General features: G+C 48.7%; 16 protein-coding genes. 7 read left to right on the plus strand and 9 right to left on the minus strand.

Annotated elements, in window-relative coordinates; genetic code table 11:
- Positions 1-255 precede the first annotated feature (255 nt).
- Complete coding sequence (locus H2508_RS00985; protein ID WP_220463540.1) at positions 256-1,809, minus strand: phospholipase D family protein; 1,554 nt, start codon at positions 1,807-1,809, stop codon at positions 256-258.
- A 383-nt stretch (positions 1,810-2,192) separates the two neighbouring features.
- On the opposite strand from H2508_RS00985, the gene H2508_RS00990 reads away from it, so the two are divergent.
- The gene (locus H2508_RS00990) at positions 2,193-3,521 is read left to right on the plus strand and encodes an MFS transporter (protein ID WP_182168550.1); all 1,329 of its coding nucleotides are present in this window, start codon (positions 2,193-2,195) and stop codon (positions 3,519-3,521) included.
- Between the two features lie 27 nt (positions 3,522-3,548).
- Here H2508_RS00990 and H2508_RS00995 read toward each other — a convergent pair whose 3' ends face one another.
- A complete protein-coding gene (locus H2508_RS00995; RefSeq protein WP_182168551.1) occupies positions 3,549-4,415 on the minus strand; it encodes a LysR substrate-binding domain-containing protein in 867 nt (288 codons plus the stop codon).
- A 145-nt stretch (positions 4,416-4,560) separates the two neighbouring features.
- On the opposite strand from H2508_RS00995, the gene H2508_RS01000 reads away from it, so the two are divergent.
- The 3 genes from H2508_RS01000 (at position 4,561) to H2508_RS01010 (ending at position 8,180) form a co-directional block, all read left to right on the plus strand.
- Positions 4,561-5,691 carry an S-(hydroxymethyl)glutathione dehydrogenase/class III alcohol dehydrogenase gene (locus tag H2508_RS01000; RefSeq protein WP_220463541.1) on the plus strand — a complete coding sequence of 377 codons (1,131 nt, stop codon included), beginning with the start codon at positions 4,561-4,563 and terminating at the stop codon, positions 5,689-5,691.
- A 47-nt stretch (positions 5,692-5,738) separates the two neighbouring features.
- Positions 5,739-6,578 (plus strand): S-formylglutathione hydrolase, encoded by an 840-nt coding sequence (gene fghA, locus H2508_RS01005; protein ID WP_328799276.1) that lies wholly within the window; start codon positions 5,739-5,741, stop codon positions 6,576-6,578.
- A gap of 246 nt (positions 6,579-6,824) precedes the next feature.
- Positions 6,825-8,180: an MBL fold metallo-hydrolase RNA specificity domain-containing protein gene (locus H2508_RS01010; protein WP_182168552.1), complete on the plus strand. Its 1,356-nt coding sequence runs from the start codon at positions 6,825-6,827 to the stop codon at positions 8,178-8,180.
- 58 nt (positions 8,181-8,238) lie between these two features.
- Here the strand turns inward: H2508_RS01010 and H2508_RS01015 are convergent, their stop codons facing one another.
- The 7 genes from H2508_RS01015 to H2508_RS01045 all read right to left on the minus strand — a co-directional run bounded on the left by H2508_RS01015 (position 8,239) and on the right by H2508_RS01045 (position 16,392).
- Positions 8,239-8,610, minus strand: coding sequence for a c-type cytochrome (locus H2508_RS01015; RefSeq protein WP_182168553.1), 372 nt, complete (start codon positions 8,608-8,610; stop codon positions 8,239-8,241).
- 138 nt (positions 8,611-8,748) lie between these two features.
- The gene (locus H2508_RS01020; protein ID WP_182168554.1) at positions 8,749-10,146 is read right to left on the minus strand and encodes a D-arabinono-1,4-lactone oxidase; all 1,398 of its coding nucleotides are present in this window, start codon (positions 10,144-10,146) and stop codon (positions 8,749-8,751) included.
- Between the two features lie 260 nt (positions 10,147-10,406).
- Entirely contained in the window at positions 10,407-11,528 is a 1,122-nt protein-coding gene (locus H2508_RS01025) for a baeRF11 domain-containing protein (protein ID WP_182168555.1), read from the minus strand.
- A 192-nt stretch (positions 11,529-11,720) separates the two neighbouring features.
- Positions 11,721-12,980: a cytosine deaminase gene (gene codA, locus H2508_RS01030; protein WP_182168556.1), complete on the minus strand. Its 1,260-nt coding sequence runs from the start codon at positions 12,978-12,980 to the stop codon at positions 11,721-11,723.
- Between the two features lie 11 nt (positions 12,981-12,991).
- A complete protein-coding gene (locus tag H2508_RS01035) occupies positions 12,992-14,197 on the minus strand; it encodes an MFS transporter (protein WP_220463544.1) in 1,206 nt (401 codons plus the stop codon).
- A gap of 216 nt (positions 14,198-14,413) precedes the next feature.
- Positions 14,414-15,175, minus strand: coding sequence for a hypothetical protein (locus tag H2508_RS01040; RefSeq protein ID WP_182168557.1), 762 nt, complete (start codon positions 15,173-15,175; stop codon positions 14,414-14,416).
- A gap of 218 nt (positions 15,176-15,393) precedes the next feature.
- Entirely contained in the window at positions 15,394-16,392 is a 999-nt protein-coding gene (locus H2508_RS01045) for a prenyltransferase (protein ID WP_182168558.1), read from the minus strand.
- Between the two features lie 312 nt (positions 16,393-16,704).
- Here H2508_RS01045 and H2508_RS01050 point away from each other — a divergent pair, with 312 nt between their 5' ends.
- From H2508_RS01050 to H2508_RS01060, 3 genes are all read left to right on the plus strand, one after another.
- The gene (locus tag H2508_RS01050) at positions 16,705-17,400 is read left to right on the plus strand and encodes a response regulator (RefSeq protein ID WP_182168559.1); all 696 of its coding nucleotides are present in this window, start codon (positions 16,705-16,707) and stop codon (positions 17,398-17,400) included.
- Positions 17,401-17,449: 49 nt separating this feature from the next.
- Positions 17,450-19,285 (plus strand): ATP-binding protein, encoded by a 1,836-nt coding sequence (locus tag H2508_RS01055; protein WP_182168560.1) that lies wholly within the window; start codon positions 17,450-17,452, stop codon positions 19,283-19,285.
- Between the two features lie 243 nt (positions 19,286-19,528).
- The gene (locus H2508_RS01060) at positions 19,529-20,503 is read left to right on the plus strand and encodes a porin (RefSeq protein ID WP_182168561.1); all 975 of its coding nucleotides are present in this window, start codon (positions 19,529-19,531) and stop codon (positions 20,501-20,503) included.
- The last annotated feature ends 10 nt before the right edge of the window (positions 20,504-20,513 follow it).

Below are 20,513 nucleotides of genomic sequence, written 5' to 3' on the forward strand. Positions count from 1 at the left end.
TTAACTGTCAGGTTAAGTCTGAGCTACTATAAATCAAGTCTCCTTCCCCTCCTTCCACTATTAATATTTCGCTTCCTCGCGAAGTTAGGTGATAAAAGACGGTGCAGCCGGCCCTTCTGTTAATAGTAGCTTAAATATTGTTGCTCCAAGGAAAATAACAGTGCAGCGGGAGTTTGTAAGGACTCGTAGGAGGGCATGGCTGTAATGAGGGGCTAATAAGCAAGCGAGACCACGACTTAAGGCCGTTTCGTATCTTCAGAGCATCCACTCTATTGGCAGCTTAGATAGTAGCCATAGTGCGGCACGTTTCACCGCGGTACTGCCGGGCTCAGTGCTGTAGATGATTTCTTCGCCGCTGTGGCGATCTATCCATTGCAACTTGCCGGCTTCGTTTAAGCTCACTTGGTAGGCGCTGTGTAAAACTTCTGCCTTGAACTGATCTTCGAGCTCACTGGCAATCTCCGGGCTTTCAATCACAAAGCCAAGTTCAGTGTTTAAGTGCATTGAGCGTGGATCAAAGTTGAATGATCCGATAAAGATGCGCGAGCGATCTACGGCAAAGGTTTTAGCGTGAAGGCTGGATGAGGAGCTACCGAAAGGGCATGCTTTTGAGTGCCGGCCGCTGTGGCCAGCTAATTGGCGAAGTTCGTACAGGCGAATGCCGGCTTTGAGTAGGGCCTTGCGGTGCTTGGCATATCCCGCGTGGACGGGCAATACGTCGGTAGCCTCCATCGCATTAGTTAATATACTCACACTAAGCCCTTGACGAGCCAGCCTGCTAAAGGCTTTTACGCCGGCCTCTGTCGGCACAAAATAAGGGGATACCAACACTAAGCTATGTTGGGGTTGGCCGATAACTTCAGCCATAGCATGGATCAGAAGCTCTTCTTCCTCGACTCTGCTTAGACCTTTTGCGGGGTCGTCGCTGATCATTTTCGCCGGCGCCCATACCATCGGTAGTTGGCCTTGTAGAAGATCGCGGACAAAGGTGGAGTTGCTCACTGCTGTGAGGTAATTGTCGCGTTCGGCAGTGCTGGCAGTGCTGAGGGGCGTTAAGGGGGTAATATCTACCGAATCAGGCCGATGGGGCCTGACGATAAGCTCTACGGGATAGGCCGACTGACTGGTCCAGTATCGATCGAAGTCCTCGGATACATCTTGCACTACAGGGCCGACCAATAATGCATCGAGGTCTGCTTTTAGGGCGCCGCTGGTAGCGCCAAAGTAATCATCACCTATATTGCGACCGCCGATGATGGTGGCGCGGTTGTCCGCAGTGAATGATTTGTTATGCATGCGACGGTTACTGCGTTCAAAGTCAGTGATGAAACCAAGCCATTTTGCTTGGCGCAGGATAAAGGGATTAAATAAGCGAATTTCAAAATTTGGTATCGCTGCGAGTGCCGCCAGTTCTTTATCGAGGCCAGCGGTGCCATTGTCGTCCAACAGAAGTCTCACTCGAACCCCGCGAGCGGCGGCTTCCCGCAGGGCTTCCAGCAGTAGCCTGCCAGTTACATCCTTAGTCCAAATATAGTATTGAATATCCAGTGTCCGCTCGGCGGTTTTGGCCAGTAACATGCGTGCTGCAAATGCATTGAGCGGGTTGCCCAAAGGGTAGGTGCCGCTTTTGCCTTGCTGCTTTGCAAGCTGAGGGGCAATAGCAAGGCCTAAGAGGGTATTACTCGCCTCCGCTTCAGGCAGTGCAGATGAGGCACTGCGCTGATCTAGTGAGGGCAGGGCACATCCGCTGGCAAAGATGCACAGCGAGCCGACAATGAGTAGTGAGCGCAGAAAAGTTGTCATCGACATAAGGTGGGCCTGAGCTGTAGGGGTTTTGCAAATTTACCATTAACGCCATGCCTCTCGCTGCTACATCGAATGGCTTAGGGCATGACTTGGGGCAAACCATGAGCATCATGCTTTATAGAAATCACTCAGCTAGAAGGCGATATAAACTGTCTTTATTGATAGTATTTCAGAGCATGCTAATTTTCATGGTACCAGTCTAAGCAGGCAATCTTAAGCGGTTGAAATAAATCTAATAAAAGGCTGATCGACAGCAATAAAACATGCAGCGTTAAGCCCCTTAGTTTATTCTCCGAGCCTGAAGTTAAGTCCTTAAGGGGGCAAAACGATGAGGGCAGTAATTATTTTGGCCTCAATGATTAAGTCAGCAGGAGTTTGAACAGGCTGTGAGTAAGCTTAGCGATTACGTACGCTCCAAGGCAGTATTGGTTGACGACGATGAGGTGAACCGCGTTTGCCGCGATCTGCCAGAGTCAGCCTGTCACCAACAGCCGCGCAATTTTGTTTTGCAGCTTAGCTCACTGAGCCTCACTAAAGTGGGCGAGGGGCTGGCTGATACCAAACTGGTATTGGCTTGGTTGCTGGGTGCGATTGGGGCTCCCACCTGGGCAATAGGTCTACTGGTGCCGATACGTGAAGCACTGGCAATGCTACCGCAACTGCTGATTTCAGCGCGTATACGACAGATGGCTATTCGCAAGTCGGTCTATGTTGTTGGCTGTGTTGTACAAGGTTTGGCCATTGTCAGTATCGGTGTTGTTGCTCTGACGCTCTCTGGGAACCTAGCGGGCATGCTTTCAGTGCTACTGATTGCGGCATTCGCGCTAGGCCGCAGCTTGTGTTCGATCAGTCACAAGGATGTGTTGGCTAAGACAGTGGACAAGGGGCGGCGCGGTACCGTCAGCGGGCTGGCAGGAAGTATTGCTGCAGCGGCGACGCTACTGTTAGCTGTAGGATACTCGACAGGCTGGATTCCGCTTATAGTGCCGGTAGTAGCTGCTGCGGTTATCCTGGGCGGCCTGATGTGGTTGGCCGCTGCCTTAGTATTTCACTCCATACGAGAGTATTCTGGCGCGACTGAAGGGGGTATTGATGGTTTTGCGGCAGTGATCGCCCAGCTCGGTTTACTGCGCAGTGATCTATCCTTGCAACGCTTGATTATGACCCGAGTGTTACTGCTGTCCACTGCCCTAGCCCCGCCATTTTATATCGCACTGAGCGGTGAACAGGAGTCCAGTAGTTTAGGTTCGTTAGGATTATTTATGCTGGCGTCAGCGGGCGCGGGCTTGCTGAGCTCCTATGTCTGGGGTCGACTCGCCGATCGCTCTAGCCGTCGCGTACTGATGGTGGCGGCATTGTTGGCAAGCATAGCCAACGGCCTTGCTGCTTGTGCTGCACTACTCATGCCGGAGCAATTAGCCTCAGCCTTCTTCATTCTGCCGATCTTACTGTTTGTGCTGACCATTGCTCATCAGGGGGTTAGGCTCGGTCGCTCGGTCCATGTTGTTGATATGGCGGATCTCGACAGCCGCGCTACCTATACTGCACTTAGTAATTCAGTGGTGGGTCTGCTTCTTCTCGCCGGCGGTGTGTTTGGTGTGATCGCCCAATATTTTGGAGTAGGGGTGGTGCTGGCCATCTTTGCAGTGATGGCGGCGCTGGCCATACTGGCTGCTTCGCGATTGGAAGAGGTTCAGGCCCCTATTAGTAATTAGGCTCATCTAAGGCGCCAGAGAGTTAGCTTACTCTAAGTTTTTGGCTAGGTGATCGACTAAGAGTCGTATTCGTGGCGAGAGGTGCCGGTTATGTGGATAAACGGCCCACACGCCCTCATCGGTCTCGGCAAATTTGTCTAAGACACTGACTAGATTGCCCTTTTTGATGTGCTCTTCAACATAGTAGTCGGGCAGCTGAACTAGCCCTAGTCCTTTCAGTGCTGCGTCTAATAAGCCAGAGCCACTGTTGCAAGTGAGGTTGCCACTTACTCGCAGTAGTCGCTCTCGGCCTTCCTCTCTAAATCGCCAGTAGTCTAGAGTACCTAAAAGACAGTTATGCTTAGCCAGCTCAGATAATGAGTGAGGGCTGCCGTAGCGCTCTAGGTAGCTCGCTGAGGCACAAACGTAGTTTGTTCGTTTGCTTAGCTTTCTCGCCATCAAGCTCGAGTCAGCTAATTTTCCCAAGCGAATTGCTATGTCATAACCCTCTTCTACCAGATCAAGCTGTAGGTTGGTTAAGTTGACAGTAATTTGCACATCCGTGTGTTGCTGCAAAAAATTGTTCAGCAGGGGTAGCACCTTCATTTCGGCGTAGGTGACGGGTGCTGTGAGCTTTATTTTACCTTGGGGTCGACTCTGAAGATTGCTTACTGCGCGCTCGGCTGCATCTAGGCCGTCGAGTACGCTGCGGCAATGCTGGTAGAAGATCTCACCCTCTTGAGTCAGGGAAACTTTGCGGGTTGTGCGATAAAACAACTTGATATTCAAGCGTTTCTCTAGGGCACTGACTTGTCGGCTTACCTGGGGCGTTGAGATAGCTAGTTTTTTAGCGGCTTGAGTAAAACTCTGCGTTTCGGCGACCTGAACAAACTCGCTGATACCTTCCCACTGCATGATTGTTTCCACTGTGTAAAAGTGAATTGCATAATAATAGGATTATCTATTAATTGGAAATGGATATACTGGCTACATCATAATATGAATTGGCCTATAGTAAGAGCTTGTTCTATTAACAATCCCCTAAACAGTGAGGATCAACATGTCTGATAAATTCATAAAATCAAGAGCCGCTATTGCCTGGGGGCCAAAGCAACCACTATCTGTCGAGGAAGTGGATGTTATGTTGCCAAAGAAAGGCGAGGTACTGGTAAAAATAGTGGCATCGGGTGTTTGCCATACCGATGCTTTTACTCTCTCTGGCGATGACCCCGAAGGTATTTTCCCTAGTATTCTAGGGCACGAGGGTGGCGGCATTGTGGAGCAGGTTGGCGAAGGCGTCAGCAGTGTTCAGGTAGGGGATCATGTCATCCCTCTCTATACTCCGGAGTGTGGCGAATGTAAGTTCTGCCTGTCGGGAAAAACTAACCTCTGTCAGAAGATCCGAGAAACTCAAGGCAAGGGGTTGATGCCCGACGGTACTACCCGCTTTTATAAAGATGGTAAGCCCATTTACCACTATATGGGTTGCTCAACATTCTCCGAATACACAGTCATGCCGGAAATTGCTTTGGCTAAGATTAACCCCGAGGCACCCTTAGAAGAGGTTTGCTTACTCGGCTGTGGTGTGACCACGGGTATGGGCGCGGTAAGCAAAACAGCCAATGTTCAAGAAGGCGACACTGTGGCTATTTTCGGGCTCGGTGGCATCGGTCTATCTGCCATCATTGGTTCGACCATGGCAAAAGCCTCGCGCATTATCGCCATTGATATTAACGAAAGTAAGTTTGAGATGGCGCGTAAGTTGGGTGCCACAGACTGTATTAACCCAAAGGATTACGACAAAGCTATTCAGGATGTGATTGTCGAGTTAACCGACGGTGGCGTGGACTTTTCCTTTGAATGTATCGGCAACGTCAACACCATGCGTTCTGCCCTAGAGTGCTGTCATAAGGGCTGGGGTGAATCTGTCATCATTGGGGTGGCCGGAGCCGGACAGGAAATCTCTACCCGTCCCTTCCAGTTAGTAACCGGTCGAGTCTGGCGTGGTTCGGCATTTGGTGGTGTGAAAGGCCGCTCTGAATTGCCAGACTATGTCGAGCGCTATTTAAAGGGCGAGTTCCAGCTCAATGACTTTATTAGCTACACCATGGGGCTAGATGACATCAACGAAGCCTTTGATTTATTGCACCAAGGTAAAAGCATTCGCTCTGTGATCCATTTTAACAAATAGAGATGACACTGCAGCCTCCGCAGGGGGCTGCTATCAGGAGAGTAGAAGTGACAATTGAAAATGTGAGTGTAAACAAAATTTTTGGTGGTTGGCATAAACAGTATTCGCACTTTTCTAAAACCTTAAACTGTTCTATGCGCTTTGCTATCTACCTACCGCCGCAAGCTTCCAGCGGGAACAAAGTACCAGTGCTTTATTGGCTATCTGGATTGACCTGTAATGACGAAAATTTTAGCCACAAGGCCGGTGCACAGCGCGCTGCGGCGGAGCTGGGTGTTGCCATCGTTATACCGGACACCAGTCCAAGAGGTGAAGATGTAGCTGATGATGAGGCCTATGATCTCGGTCAAGGAGCGGGCTTTTATGTCAATGCTACGCAAGCACCCTGGAGCAAACACTACCAAATGTACGACTATGTGGTGGATGAGCTTCCTCAGTTGATCGAAGCGACATTCCCAGTGTCGGACAAGCGAGCCATTAGTGGCCACTCGATGGGCGGTCACGGGGCCTTGGTTATCGCACTGCGACACCCAGAGCGGTACCTTTCCGTATCGGCATTCAGTCCCATTAGTAACCCCATCGATTGCCCTTGGGGACAGAAAGCTTTTAGTACTTATCTTGGCAAGGATAGGGAAGCTTGGCGTAGCTACGATGCTAGCGAATTGATGCGTGAGGCCAAGGATTTTGTCCCGGCACTGGTTGATCAGGGCGAGGATGATAACTTCTTGCTAGAGCAGCTTAAGCCGGAGGCATTAACCGCAGCGGCTAAGGCCAGCAACTATCCCTTAGAGCTTCGTATGCAGGACGGCTACGACCACAGCTACTACTTCATCGCGAGCTTTATCGATGAGCATCTGCGCTTTCACGCTGCACACTTGTATCAGTAATCGCGGGCCAGGCAGGCCTCGTATGAATTGAATCAGTGCCCAATGACAGCTTAAAACCCAGCGAAATGCTGGGTTTTTTTGTTTATAAGCTCGCTACAAGCAGATAGTAGTAGAGATAAGCATTTGCCCCTAAGGCGGTAATTAGGCTTATAGTAAGCTTTGACTGAGTTTAGCTAGTGCTAATCGCTGGGCAACTTCAGCGAGCTTGCCTAGCTGAGCAAGTACCAGAAAAAGGAAGCTCTAGATATGAAAATTATTTTTTTAGGTGGCGCAGAAACAGTAACAGGCTCTAAGTTCTTAGTGGAAACAGACACTACGCGAGTATTGGTCGATTGTGGTTTATTTCAGGGTTACAAGTGGTTGCGTCGCCGTAATCGAGAGCCAGTCCCCTTAGACATTGCTTCATTGGATGCCGTTATCCTCAGCCATGCTCACTTGGATCATTCTGGCTACGTTCCAGTGCTTTACAAGCATGGCTATCGAGGTCCGGTGTATGCCCATCACGCGACGCTTGAGTTGTGTGCTATTTTATTTGCCGATAGTGGTCATTTGCAGGAGGAAGAGGCGCGTTATCTTGAGCGCCACAAAATAAGTCGTCATGACAAACCTGAGCCACTTTACAATCAAGATGATGCCGAAGCTTGCATGGAGTTGTTTCGTCCAATTGACTATGAACAGCAGGTAAGTGTTGGCGAGATCAGTTTTTATATACAAGCAGTAGGGCATATTCTCGGCGCAGGAAGTGTCATTGTGGAGGCTGAGGGTAAGTGCATAGGTATTTCTGGTGATGTAGGCCGTCCTAAGGATATATTTATGAATGCGCCTAAGCCTTTACCGGCTCTAGATCTACTGCTGCTTGAGTCGACATACGGTGATCGTAAGCACAGCCTTGAAGATCCTTATAGCGAACTGGCTGAGCTTATTAATAGCACCACGAATAATGGAGGTAGTGTGTTAATCCCCTCTTTTGCAGTGGGAAGAGCGCAGGTGCTGCAATACATGATATGCCGCTTAAAACAGGAGCAACGTATACCCAATTTGCCAGTGTACTTAGATAGTCCGATGGCGATTGACGTATCGGAAATTTATTGGAACTACCCTGAGCAACACAAGCTCACGAAAGAAGAATGTTTCGACATGGGTAAGTCGACTATTTACACCCGCTCTATCCAAGAATCCAAAGATTTAATGGAGCAGAAATTTCCCCACATCATTATTGCTGGAAGTGGTATGGCTACTGGCGGAAGAATCATCCACCATTTTAAACAATTATTGTCGAACCATAGAACCACGGTGATTTTTGCAGGTTTTCAGGCGGGGGGCACCCGCGGCGCTAAAATGGTCGGAGGTGCAGAAACGATAAAAATACATGGCCAATGGGTTCCAGTTAAAGCGCGCATTGAAATACTGGAAGGCTTATCTGCCCACGCAGATTACAGCGAGCTTGAGCAGTGGTTAAAACAAAGTGCTCTTGAACCAGGGACTCAAATACAACTGGTCCACGGCGAGCCGGAAGCTTCCGAAACCATGCGGGATTACTTGAACCAAAACACCAAGTTTGAGGTGAATGTCGCGGGCTACCGCAGCATATTGCACCTCTAATTTATTTGGAAACTAACTGCATAGGCTTTAGTCCTTGGCTTGTTAGTTGTTCCATTTATTAGATCTCGTTGTTAGTCATATAGCGTATGAGTTCTTCAAGCTCTTCTTCATTACAGTCGTAACATGATCCCATGGGCGGCATGGCATTCATGCCATCCATCACGTTTGCCAACATTGCTTCGAGGCCTTTTTTAGAGCGCTCTGACCAGTCAGAGGCCTTGCCCGTCATTGGGGCTCCAGTGCCTTCAATGCCATGGCATACTTTGCAGTTCGTGTTATAGATTTCTAGGCCACGTGCATCTAACACTATGTTGGCTTGTTGCGCACTAGCAACTTGGGCCTTGCTGTCGATGTTGTTATCACTGCTACAAGCGGCTAAGGCGAGCACAGCACAGAACGAGATTGATTTACCAAGTTTTAAGTATGTCATTTTTTCAAAGGTCTCGATTTATTGAATATTAATTACTTAGCTGCATACTTTTGCCTAGCTCAATATATTTGGGGCTAGCTTGAAGGCTTGGATAGAGCGCTAATCAAGCGCCACAGTGTTTAAGTTTTTACTGCGACATTAAGCCTCCCCTAAGAGCTCTCGCAGGTATGAGTTTAGCATTCTACCTTTAGGATCCAGCTCTTGGCGGATGGTTTTGAACTGCTGCCAATTCGGGTATAACGAAGCAAGCGACTGGTCAGTAAGGCTGTGCCATTTCCCCCAGTGTGGGCGTCCGCCATATTTCCAAAATACCGGTTCTATGGTAGCTAGATAGTCGCGCCACTTGGGGTACTTAGCAAATTGGTGGACCGAAATACTGCAGCCGTCTTGGTCACTAAACATCCCGATCATTGTGTCGTCGCCTTTCACGTATCGGTATTCGAGTGGGAAGGCCACCTCAGGTGCTTTGTCTCTGATGGTTTGCAGCACCTCCCGCAGGCAATCGACACCCAAATCGGCGGGTACGGTGTATTCCATTTCTATAAACAGGGTGGTGCGCGGGTGAGCGAGCACATCGTATGAAGGGCCTATGCGATGTTCTATGCCCCTAACTGCCATTTCTAAGCCCATGTTATAAACCGACTGGGAAAGTGCGGGCAATTTATTGCTGAGATTGAATAGTTTCTCCATATCTGCCAGCGCATCGGGGTTGTTCGTGATCTGATCAGCGGCGCCAGCTTGCGCTGGGTTAGTCACAACAACCAGCGTTTTATCAGAGTTGGGTAGAGGAAATAGTTCAAACTGTTCATTATCGCGATTGAGCTGTTCGATATTGTCTAGTGTCGCTTCGATATCCGCCAGCCAAGTTTGTTGATGTAGACGGTGTTTTTCTCGATTTTGGAAGCGCAATCGAGTGATAACTCCTAGTACACCTAAACCGTTGCGGGCTGCATTAAAAAGATCTGTGTTTTTTTCTGCACTGCAGCGGATCGATTCTCCATCTGGAGTAATGAGCTGCAGCTCGCTTACGAAAGATGAAATACAGCCAAGCTCATTACCTGTGCCGTGGGTCGAGGTTGATATAGCCCCTGCCATGCTCTGATAGTTGATATCCGACATGTTGATAATAGCTTGATCAATCTCTGCCATCATGGGGCCGTAGGCAAACAGTTTAGTTCCAGACCAAACCTCGGCTTGCAGTGTATTGGCATCATGGCTGATCAGGCCTTTAAGCCTGTCCAAACTTAAAAGGGTCCCATCACTAGGGACAAGCCCAGACCAAGAGTGACCAGATCCCATCGGGCGGATTTCACCGCTGGAGTCACGCAGCAGTTTGATAATGTCATCTTCGGAGCGGGGCACAGCAATGTGTTGTGGCAGGCTTTTTTGATTACCGGCCCAGTTTTGCCACCTCAGCCGGCGCTTAGTGCTGGCTTGTTGCGCTGTTGCTAGTGCTGGGCTCAGTAGCAGAGCGGCCGATAACTGGCAGCTAGCCGCAATGACTCGACGGCGGCTCCAGAGCTTGTTTTCAGTCATTTAATGCTGCCTTAGATATGATTGTTTTTTATCTGGGAGTCTTAGCTTTATGCTGAGTCCATACAATACAGACTTATTAATTACTCTGGCAAGAGCATAAAGGGCAGCAGATTCTCCGCCTCCGGCTTAGATGCACTGCCGCTGCTAGATATGCTTGCTGGGGTGCTTTCTGCGGCAGCAATTGGGCTTGGCGAGCCCATGGCAGGAGCTGCCGCAGCAAGGGTTGTAGCTTTTGACCTTAGCAAGCTACTGCCAAAGCACTAGCCAGTGGGATAGCGCGAAATCACTGCCAAGTCATGCCGCCCAGGAATGTCCTTCCTTCGAACGGCCATAACTTTGGCACCTGAGCGCAGAGCGCGGCCGGCAATCTCATCTACAATACCGTAGTTAATAGCATCACTTTTACTGCCGAAAGTTACTTCCCCCGTTTCCTCGTCAATAAAGCCATCAACTACACTATCGATATCTACCAGCAAACGGTCAATTCCGCCGTAAGTAGCCAAGCGAGCTGCATCGGAAATGTCGGTGGTTGTGCGCCTCTGGCCAGTGCGCTCTTCAAACAGGCGGTGAAAGTCTTCAATTAAATCTGCGTAGTGAGCATCTAGCACCGGTCTTGCCGCGGCCGCCAACTCTGATTCGCTCAAATGATCGGGGTTGCCTGCAATAATCTTGGCAAGAGTGGGAACAGCGCTCATTGAGCGGAACAGTGCCGCTAGGCTATTAGTCGTAGCTAATATAAGCGGGCGATCCGAGTTCAGTAGAATAGGGCGCAGTGCTTTATTAATTTTGCGTACATATCTTGTCAGATAGGGCTTATGTCCCTGTGCGCCGTGCATGTGGCCAAGGTTTGAATAGTCTTTAGTCGTAGCTTTACCAACAAGGTCTTCAAGGTCTTTTGGCAGCTCTGGCACATCAACTACCCTGGCTGGTAAGTCCGCAGATACCTCAATTAAGCGAACAGCCATTTCTGAAATCGCTAAGACATAGGCGCTGTGGGGAAAAGTAATCGCGCGTAATAAAGGCTTGAGATGAAAGCGATCGGATACCTCGACAATCTCGCTTAACTTGTTCGCTAAGCGATAGGTTCGCATTGATTCGGGTCTGAGGAATAGCGCTAAACTATTGGCCTGATGACTCCAGAAATCTTCATCTACTAATAGTTCTTCTACCTGTTCCTCTAATGAGGCAATGCCGCGCTTATCAAAGTTTGCTTCTTTTAACTGGCTTATAGCCTTTTTAAGTAAGTTGCGAAGGTTAATACGGCTCGCTTCAGTTTCACGGCTTAAGGGGGTTGTTGGCAGGTAGATGGAAACACAAGCCTTAGAACGAAGGAGGCTGAGATCACCGATTTCCCTAGCACTTGGAATGTCTACGTAATACATAAAAACTCTCCCATTAGCGAATGTTTTTTATACACGCAAGGCCAAGTCACCATAGCATATTCACAGACTAATAGTTTGCTGCACACCTTTAACACTGACTGTAGAAAGCTGCCGCGTCAGCCATTTATAGCTTACTCACTTAACGCGGCGCGCAATAATGCAGCAATCAATCAAAAAAATCAGAGCATTACTTTAGGAGTTGTTAAGTAGCTTGAGAGGAATTTCATAGCTCGGCTCCGGCCGCTTAAAGAGATATTCACCATGGCGAATCGATGCCAGTACATCAGCTCGCTGGCGCACAGCTTCAAAGGGTGACTTAGCATCCAGTACGAGGAAGTTAGCGGGCTTACCCTCTTCGATACCGTATTGATCTTCGACGTTTAAAGTCTTGGCACCATTGTAAGTGATTAAGTCCAAGCACCTGTCCAGTTCATCGAAGGACATGGTCTGCGCTAGATGGATGCCGTTATCCAAAATATTCATTAAGTTGCCATTGCCAACTGGGTACCAGGGATCGTTTATTGAATCTTGTCCAAAGCATATATTGATACCGCTCTCCCACAGCTCTTTCACCCGTGTTAAACCACGGCGCTTAGGATAGCTGTCTTGCCGGCCCTGCAAATAAGCATTCTCGGTAGGTAGAGCAATAAAGTTTAAGCCTGATTGCTGGAATAAACGCATCATACGAAATGCGTAGGCATTGTCGGCTGAGCCAAAAGAGCAGGTATGACTAGCTGCCGTTCGTGTACCAATGCTTTCGCTCATCACTAGGGCGTTGAGCAGCTCAACGAAGCGGCTCATTACATCGTCGGTCTCATCGCAGTGCACGTCGATCAGTTTGTCGTATTTGAGGGCTAGCTCAACTGTGCGATGGATGGACTTTTCGCCGATCTCCCGTGCCCACTCGAAATGCGGTATGGCTCCGACACAGTCCGCGCCCATTTTAAGCGCTTCCTCAACCATCTCGTCGCCGCCTTTGTAGGCATACATTCCTTCCTGAGGGAATGCGACGATCTGAATGGTGACCTTGTCTTTAAGTTGTTCGCGAACTTCTAGCATCGCTTTCAAGCCCGTTAGCCGAGGGTCATCTACGTCAATATGGGTGCGGATAAACTGGACGCCCTTGGACACTTCTTCTTGAATGCCTTTTAAGGCGCGCTCTTTTGCATCCTCAAGTGTTTGGGTTTTTTTGACATCGTGCCAGCGAGCAATGCCTTCGAATAAGGTGCCACTAGTGTTTGTGGCGCCTTCATTGCCTGCGGTATAGACATAGTCCAGGTGCAAGTGGGCATCCACGTAAGGGGGCAGGACCAATCTACCCTGCAGGTCTATTTCTTGGTCGGCATCGGGCAAGTTTGTGCCAATTTGTTGGATCACGCCATTGTTGTCGACCAAGATTTCGCTGGTCTCATCGTGTTGTCGATAGATCAGTGCATTGGTAAATTTTTTCATGATTTTCCCTTTCATTGATGAATGGCCGACGCTGAGGAAGCTCCCAGCGTGCGTTTAGCAAAAAATGCAAGGATTATGGCCAGGATAAAACAGGCCAGAGAGCTATAGACGATCAGTTTGACGCCCTTGTCTGGAAAATAAACCAGTAGCATCCCGCCAATCCATGTGGCGATCATAATGGAGAAATTAAAAACACTTGATTGCACTGAGGTGGCGATGTCTCTGGCTTCGTCAACATGTTTAGTGACAGCAGTTTGGTACATAGTTACCAGTGGCCCGAAGGCAAGCCCCCAGAGAAAAAATGCCGTGTGGGAGACGAATATAGTTCCTTTAAAAGCCAGTAGCATCGTCATTGAAAGGCCGCCAACGCTGAGCATCACAACGACCATGGGGCGCAAATAGGCATCGATATATTTGGCAGAAGCCACTACCGAAATGACTGAGCCGATGCCGAATATCAATAGTGCCAAACCGATACCGCCGACAAAGTCGATTAACTCGACCAGCAAGGTAATGTAAGTGTAAACACCATAGTGGGCCACAACAGACAAAAATGTCAGTAGCAGAACAATTAGAATAGAAGGCATCTGCAGCACTGCCAGCGGCGAATTGCTCTTATTTAGCTTCTCGCCCTTCAAACTAGGTAGATAAAAATACGCCAGTACTGTGATAAGGGCGACTATGGCGCCTAATACCAAGAACACACTACGCCAGCCAAATGTCAGGCCAATCGTGGTCATTAGTGGTAAGCCAATGCTTATGCCTAGGGTGTTGCCAGACATAATGACCGTAATAGCCTTGCCGTGCATGTTGGCGGGGACTAGGCGCGTGCCATAGGCGGCGATCATTGGCCACATGATCCCTGCGCAAATACCGCCCACGACCCGGGCAGCCATAATAAGATCATAGGATGATGAGATGCCGACAATAATATTTGAGGCAGCGAAGCCAATTAGCAGAGCCATTAGCAATACTTTACGGTTGAGCCCTAAGGTGGCGCTGACCATTGGAATGGCGGCAATAGCAGAAGCTAAGGCGTAAATACCGACGAGAAAACCGACATCATTTTCTTCAACGCCCAGCCCCTCGGTCATCTGCGGCAATATACCTGAGGGTACAAGCTCGGACAGAATGCCAACAAAGGTGACGCTGGCCATCAGGCCTAGAACAAACCATGAAAAGCCTTGCTTTTCATGCATTGAAGTCGCTGTGGACACCTGGCTCTCCAACACTGCTTATTGTGATTATAACCCTAGTATAACTAGGGTTATTTATCATTACATATTAGCCAAAGAGAGCCAATATATGTTTGTTTGGAGGTCGGGCGATGCTAAGGGTGGCTCAAGGACAGCCCTTAGCAGAGCTTGCTATGTAGATAAATAGCAAGCTTATTGAGAGCAGCATTGCTAAGTTGGGCTTAGACTGCTGTGGGCTTAGGGCAGCTCCCAGCCATCGTGTTCGATGTGGAAGATGCGTATTGCGGCATCCTCTCGCATAGTGTCGCTGCGCAGATAGAATACCGCGCGCTGCGCTTGGCCAAAATTACTGAAGTCGACGTTAATGGTGATCATGCCTCTAAACATCGGCCGCTCAGGGTCAGCTTCAATTTGGTGAATCTCAACCTCAAAATCTTGCGCATTGTAGAGAGGGTGTGCAGTGAGTTGCCCTGAGTGGATCAGGTCGACAATATCTGCGGTAAAAAAATCACTGGCCCACTCAGGCATCAAAGGACTTTGTCCTCGGCCTCGAGAGGCTTCGTCTGACATTTTATAGAGGCGGCGTACTAACATGGTCGCTTGGGTAACAGGGTCCTCGTCGGTGATTTCGTTATGGCTGCTGTAATCTGGCGTGATAAAGCGCTGCTCCACCCAGCCTGCCTTAGTCAAATCTGCACTGCGCATCAAGCACCAGCGGGGCGGCAGGGCTTCGAGTTCGGATTCGCTCAGCTTTGAATGGATGTCGCCTAGCAACAGGGGCACGCAGGTGACCTGTTGTAAGCCATGTTCGTTGGCTGCGAAGTGGTCGATAATAGGGTAATCCCTTCCCGGTCCCATATGTGCGCTTAGCGCATTGCCCCTGTCAATGTCGGTCACCTGCCAAGCATCAGGTCCATGGCCATCGATTTCAGATCTGACAACAGAGCTTAGGGACATGATGGCAAGCGCCGCCGTGAGTATCACAGGCTTAAAGGTCATGGCATTTCCTCAATTTGAGCTTCGCATTATTATGCAGTTTGTTTGGACTTGTACTTAGATTGAGACGCTAAGACATTTAAGTGGGCTGTTCAAGCTTGTACTTTAATCGCGAGCATAAGGATTAAATTATGATCAGCTTTGTCATGTCTGTTGAAGTCAATTTGAAATACCTTGATGACAGTTTTGCGCGAAGGCTGAGCTAATGGATTAGTGGGGCACTAGATTGATTGCAGCAGCGTGTCCGCAATGACCCCGATTAGAAATAGCGTAGTAAAGCGGCGTGTGTGATTAAAGCTATGAGCGGAAAACCACAGGGGCCAAACTCCAGCTGGATAATAGGGAGGGGCGAAATCCGGCTTCGGCTTTAGGAATGTCCTTATGAGCCTTGGCAAGTGACCCAGGTTGGCAAAAACCAGCAGTAGAGGCCAGCCAAAGTCTGTGCTCAGTACAAGATATCCGCACAATAGATACTGGGCGCAGATCATAGCCAACACAGTGATTCGAGATGCCGACTCACCGATGATTACCGGCAGTGTGTTAACACCTTTGTCGGCGTCTGCTGCTAGTTTGTCGGTATGCTTGCCGAATAGTACGGTGGTGGGGCCGAGAGCAAACACAATACTGACCCAAGTAAGCTCCCAGCTCCAGCTGCCCGCCAATACATAGTAGCTGCCGCCGACCATCAGTGGGCCCCAGACTAACAATACTGCTGGCTCACCTAAGCCAAAATACTTTAGTGGCCAAGTGTAGAATAGGGCAAAAAACATTCCTGCTAGCATCAGTTCTAGGGTCAGTCCGCCCTGTTGAGAAACCAGCCAAGCACCCAGTAATACAGCGCTGCCGCCGGTGATACCGGTGTATAGCCAGAATTGGCGCAGAGTCATCAGCCCGTCTTCTAACACTTGCACCGCATATTGGTTGCGGTAGTAATTGTTCTTATCGATGCCTCGGCGAGAGTCAGTGTAATCATTCAAAAGATTGTTGGTGGCGTGAGCGAGCATCAGGCCGGCAGCCGTTGCCAGCCAGGGGCCCCAGTGGAATACAGCATCGCGCCAGGCCAGCAAGCCGCCCAAGGCCGCGGCAGTGAAGGTCATAAAAAGCACTGGTGCCCTACAGGCGATCAGCCACTTGGAGATGGGGTCTAAGGCTTGCCACTCATCGGGCGATAATTTCTGCATCTGTTGCAGTGCGCGCCCCCAAGCTTTGAGATTTATCATTGATTAATGCTCATTTATAAATAGCATACATGCTCTAATATTTGCCTATTAATATATTGCTCATAACTAAGCTTTAAAAGTGCTACAGATGGAATTTCACGGTAGCGCTATCTCTAATACTGGTAAAACTCTGTACATGATTCTCACAAATAGGGCCTTAATATGGCTCAAAAACAAGCTGCTATGGGCCAATTGTGAAGAGTACCTAGGGCTCGTGGTCAAGTCTTAAGCCTTGGCTTAATCAATCTTAATCAATTCTTTATAAAGGCGTGATAGTCTGGCGCTTTACTATGCTTAGGAAGCCTCCATACCATGCGCAACACGCATATAGTGGTCGTTGAAGACGAGCCAGATATCCTGCAGATCTTGAGCTACAACTTAAAGCGAGAAGGCTTTGAGGTCAGCAGCTCCCTCAATGGCACTGAGGGTCTTGGCTTAATTCAACAGGAAAAGCCAGACTTGGTGCTCCTCGACCTCATGCTACCGGGCATGGATGGCCTGGATATCTGCCGTCATCTAAAAAACGATGAAACGACCCAACATATCCCCATTATTATGGTTACCGCTAAGGGCGAGGAAAGTGATCTTGTGCTGGGCTTGGGTATTGGCGCCGATGACTACGTGACCAAGCCCTTTAGCCCCAAAGAGTTGATCGCTCGAGTTAAGGCGGTATTGCGGCGGAGCGCGAGCACTGCGCCTACCTCAAATGGCGATAGCGTAGAGCTCGATGGCTTGCGGATTGACGCGCTCAAGCACAGCGTCAGTGTAAGCGGAGAGCAGGTAAAGCTTACCGCCAGCGAGTTTCGTCTTTTGTACTACTTGGCCAGCAACCCTGGCAGAGTGTTTACTCGAGAGCAGCTATTAAACCAAGCTTTTGGCGGTGATGTGGTCGTTGTGGACCGTAATATTGACGTACACATCCGGGCCATTCGAAAGAAAATATGTATTGATCAGCAGTATATCGAGACAATACGCGGTGTTGGCTACCGCTTTATAGAAGCGAATTAGATAGTCTAAGTGGCAATAAAGATAATCACAGAGGTCATCTGACACCATCATGTTTCGTTCTCAGTTACTCTGGAGGCTGTACGCGGGTTATGTCGTTATTATTGTTATTTTCACTCTGATTGTCGGTACTTTAGTCAGTCGCCAAGTCACTGAAAATGGCTTAGCCGAGATTCATCAGTCCCTTGCGGTACGCTCTGAGTTTTTAGCAGAGATTGCGAAGCAAGCACTGCGAGATGACTTAGCAGCAACAAAAGATGAGTTAAGGTCGGAGGATAATTATAAACAGTCTACAGTTAAGGCTTCCGGCGAGTCCCTCCAAGAAACCCTCCTGAGGCTAGGCAAAGATACAGGCAGCCGTCTCACTGTTATTGCAGATGATGGCCGTGTTGTTGCTGACTCAAAAGAGTTTCCTGAGAACATGAATAATCATGCTCAGCGGCCAGAAATAATAGAGTCCAGCTCTGTGGGCTCCTCCACAATCTCTCGCTATAGCCAGACTCTGCAGCAGCAAATGGTCTATCGGGCACAAGTGGTAGTGGATGATGATAAAGCTATTGGCTTCGTGCGTAGTTCTCTGCCGCTGACTACAATCGATCAAAAGCTCGCTCAACTGCGCCTGGTAGTGTTGTTCGCTGCCATTATTGCTGCATTGGCTGCCTTGCTGTTGGGTCTATATTTTGCCAAGCGATTCTCAGACCCGCTGAGCAAAATGACAGAAATAGCTGAAGCTATTTCACAAGGTGACTACGACAAGCGTATTTCAGTGTCACGGCGTGATGAGATAGGTCAGCTGGCGGATGCATTTAATCGAATGGCAAAAAGCTCCTTACTGCGAATGGAAGAAATCACTAATGAGCGCAATCGCCTCGCTATGATTTTTGCCGGAATGGTCGAGGGGGTGATTGCTGTTGATCAACAGCAAAAAATTGTCCATATCAATCAAGCAGCGGGCAAATTACTTGGCCTGTCAATGCCGCATTGCATGAATCAGTTGATTTGGGAGCAAGTTCGGATTCAGGAAATAAATACGGTGCTTGAGCAAGCAATGCAGACGCAAGAAGTGGTTAAAAGTCAGTTCCGGCGGCCTACTGAAGGTGAAGATCTGCTGGTCGATATCTATGTCGCGGTGCTTAGAAATGTGGCAGATGAAACCATAGGGGCGGTGGTAGTACTGCACGATATTTCAGAGCTAGACCGCTTGGAGCGAGTTAGGCGAGACTTTGTTGCCAATGCATCCCATGAGCTAAAAACGCCTATTACAGTTATTAGGGGCCTAGCAGAGACTATTTTAGATGACGAGGATATGGATGCAGGCATCAGGCATAGCTTCACTGAAAAAATCCATGCCCAGAGTATCCGTTTATCTAAGTTAGTGACAGATCTTATGACGCTATCACGTCTTGAGTCTGTACAGGGTGAGCAAGATAGCCAGTTGATAGATCTAGGGGAAGTCGTGCGCCGATCTATCAATAGCTTTAGGCAGGTCTGCCAAGACAAACAGCTCACAATGAAGCTCGAATTAGCTTCAGATAAGCAGGTGCTTATTCCAGGTGATATACAAGGGATAAGTCAGTTAGTCGATAACCTTATCGACAATGCAGTGAAGTACACGCCAGAAGGTGGACTAGTGAGTATTTCCCTAGTCAGCAGCAAGGATAGTGCAGAGTTAGTGGTGGAGGATTCCGGCATTGGGATCGGCTATCAGTATCAACAGCGTGTATTTGAGCGTTTTTATCGGGTTGATAAAGCGCGATCACGCGAGTTAGGTGGCACCGGCCTAGGCTTGTCTATCGTGAAGAATATCGCTGAACAGCATGCTGGCTCTGTTTCCTTAAAAAGTGAGCCAGGAGTCGGTTCTACTTTTACAGTCATCATTCCTCTTTAAACAAAGCATCACAAGGTAAGTATGTGGCAAGTTACAGAGTGGACTTTAGTCTGCTCTGAAGTAGCCCCTGCCTGAAGATAAGACAGCGCTAACACTGTCTATCAATAAAATTAATTAGCAATTAATCCCCTCTTAATCCTCTCTTTACAGTGCTGGCACAAAATGCGCCCCAGCTAAGCACGAGGCCGGCAATGAGTCCAAGGCTGATGCCAAGCGTAACACTCATGAATAGGGGATTAAATTATGAAGAGATTTTGTCTAACACTGACAGCTGCGGCTTTGTGTACAGCAGGTGCAAGCAGCTACGCCGAAAATGATTTTACTATCTACGGCAAAGCCAACTTATCACTTAACGATGTCGAAGAGCAGAGCAAGTCTCCGAAGGTGGATGAATGGCAGCTAAATAGTAATGCCTCACGCCTGGGCGTTAAGGGCAGCTATAAAATCAATGATGCGCTCAAGGCGATCTATCAAATGGAATTTGAAGTGCATATCGATGATGGCGAAAGCAGCTCTAGTAAAGGTAAAGACACTTTTGAGCAGCGCAACATTTATGCCGGCTTTAGCAGTGATTACGGAACACTGATAGCCGGTAAGCACGATACTCCGCTGAAACTAGCCCAGGGCAAAGTTGACCGCTTCAATGATCAGCTGTTGGGGGACATTAAGCACTATATGGAAGGTGAAGATCGAGTAAAAAATATCGTTATGTATAGCACGCCGACCATGTCTGGATTCACTGCCAGTGCAGCAATGATAGCCGGTGAAGATTCAAGCGGCTCATCCGAAAAAAACGGTTTATCCGACGGTGTTTCTCTGTCCTTAAATTATAAAAATGATTGGTTGAGTGCAGCTGTCGCAAGAAATGACGATGTCGACTCACAAGATACCACTCGCGTAATGACAGACTTCACATTAGGCAACACCAAGCTAGGTCTGCTGTGGCAGGAGGCCGAAAAGGTTGACGGTAGTGCTGATGAAGATTCTTGGCTAGTTAGCGCAACTCAGGACTTAGGTTCTGGCTGGCTGATAAAAGGGCAGTACGGAAAAACTGATTACAGCAACTCCAGCGAAGATGAGCAGATGGTATTTGGTGTCGATAAGAAGCTGAATAAGCAGAGCAAAGTGTTTGCCTATTACGCCAATATTGAGCGCTTTGATGGATCCAAGTCGGTCGATGACTCAAGTTTTGCAGTGGGCTATGAAATTAAGTTTTAAGCATAGGGGA

It is taken from the genome of Sediminihaliea albiluteola (assembly GCF_014077625.1).
Taxonomy (GTDB): domain Bacteria; phylum Pseudomonadota; class Gammaproteobacteria; order Pseudomonadales; family Halieaceae; genus Sediminihaliea; species Sediminihaliea albiluteola.

What these genes read in the sequence shown, in the direction of transcription:
- H2508_RS01050 (WP_182168559.1), top strand. Translation starts at nt 16,705, where the DNA reads ATGCGCAACACGCATATAGTGGTCGTTGAAGACGAGCCAGATATCCTG.
- H2508_RS01040 (WP_182168557.1), bottom strand. Translation starts at nt 15,175, where the DNA reads ATGACCTTTAAGCCTGTGATACTCACGGCGGCGCTTGCCATCATGTCC.
- H2508_RS01025 (WP_182168555.1), bottom strand. Translation starts at nt 11,528, where the DNA reads ATGTATTACGTAGACATTCCAAGTGCTAGGGAAATCGGTGATCTCAGC.
- codA (WP_182168556.1), bottom strand. Translation starts at nt 12,980, where the DNA reads ATGAAAAAATTTACCAATGCACTGATCTATCGACAACACGATGAGACC.
- H2508_RS01045 (WP_182168558.1), bottom strand. Translation starts at nt 16,392, where the DNA reads ATGATAAATCTCAAAGCTTGGGGGCGCGCACTGCAACAGATGCAGAAA.
- H2508_RS01010 (WP_182168552.1), top strand. Translation starts at nt 6,825, where the DNA reads ATGAAAATTATTTTTTTAGGTGGCGCAGAAACAGTAACAGGCTCTAAG.
- H2508_RS01020 (WP_182168554.1), bottom strand. Translation starts at nt 10,146, where the DNA reads ATGACTGAAAACAAGCTCTGGAGCCGCCGTCGAGTCATTGCGGCTAGC.
- H2508_RS00985 (WP_220463540.1), bottom strand. Translation starts at nt 1,809, where the DNA reads ATGTCGATGACAACTTTTCTGCGCTCACTACTCATTGTCGGCTCGCTG.
- H2508_RS01015 (WP_182168553.1), bottom strand. Translation starts at nt 8,610, where the DNA reads ATGACATACTTAAAACTTGGTAAATCAATCTCGTTCTGTGCTGTGCTC.
- H2508_RS00995 (WP_182168551.1), bottom strand. Translation starts at nt 4,415, where the DNA reads ATGCAGTGGGAAGGTATCAGCGAGTTTGTTCAGGTCGCCGAAACGCAG.
- H2508_RS01000 (WP_220463541.1), top strand. Translation starts at nt 4,561, where the DNA reads ATGTCTGATAAATTCATAAAATCAAGAGCCGCTATTGCCTGGGGGCCA.
- H2508_RS01055 (WP_182168560.1), top strand. Translation starts at nt 17,450, where the DNA reads ATGTTTCGTTCTCAGTTACTCTGGAGGCTGTACGCGGGTTATGTCGTT.
- H2508_RS01060 (WP_182168561.1), top strand. Translation starts at nt 19,529, where the DNA reads ATGAAGAGATTTTGTCTAACACTGACAGCTGCGGCTTTGTGTACAGCA.